The sequence below is a fragment of the Photorhabdus kleinii genome (genome assembly GCF_025384885.1).
In the GTDB taxonomy this organism is placed as follows: domain Bacteria; phylum Pseudomonadota; class Gammaproteobacteria; order Enterobacterales; family Enterobacteriaceae; genus Photorhabdus; species Photorhabdus kayaii.
This window is the reverse complement of sequence record NZ_JAJAFY010000153.1, coordinates 1-716: the sequence shown is the minus strand read 5'-3', so window position 1 is coordinate 716 and position 716 is coordinate 1. Positions and strand designations below refer to the sequence as shown.

At 47.2% G+C, this 716-nt stretch carries 1 protein-coding gene; it reads right to left on the bottom strand.

Going from position 1 to position 716, the window contains the following annotated elements; translation table 11 throughout:
• The coding region (locus tag LG003_RS23120; protein WP_262981775.1) for a hypothetical protein at positions 1-716 on the bottom strand (716 nt) is incomplete at both ends.

The window sequence follows — 716 nt, the reverse complement described above, 5'->3', positions numbered from 1 at the left end:
AACTGGAACTCCAGCGCATCCTCTTCCTCCAGCGTCTCTTTTTCATCTTGCAGTGAAAAGAAGTAGTGAAAATAATTTTTCAGCCCGCCGACTTGATAACTGAGGTCCGGGTTATCCGCAAAGGCTTCGAACAGTTTCATAAACATAGCCTGACGCGCTTCAAAATCTTCGGTGACTTTTTTCAGTTTCGGCCAGTCATTTTCCCAGCGTTCCTGATGGATACTGTCATCTATTTTCTTTTTCAGCTCCGGGTTTTTGGTGGCTTTGAGATTTTCGACATAGAAGCCGATGGTCAGTGGGTAGATGTTGGAGGCGTTATAGCTCTGTTGCCACAAATTCAGGATAGAGTAGGCTTCCACAATGTCCCGCTGACGGCCTACCGGGTCATGCAGGATCACAATCCGCGCCTGTTCATCCAGGTGCAGATAACTGTTGATTCGCTTGATAATCATGTCGGCGTCCATCTCGTAGCTGTTCTGAGTGGTCAGCGTATCAATCCCGACGTCAGCCAAATCCAGTTCATTGATGTCTTTTTCAATGGTGGCCTTGATGTTGGCAAACTGCTCCTGCCGGATTTTGTAATCGACAATCAGTTTTCGAAAATACTTTTCTGAGGCGTTAACCGCAAAGGGGGACTGCTCCTGTTCGAGGTTGATGAACTGCATGGTTTTCTGCCGCAGTTCAAGACTGTTGTCAATCTTAGCCAGTACGGAGGA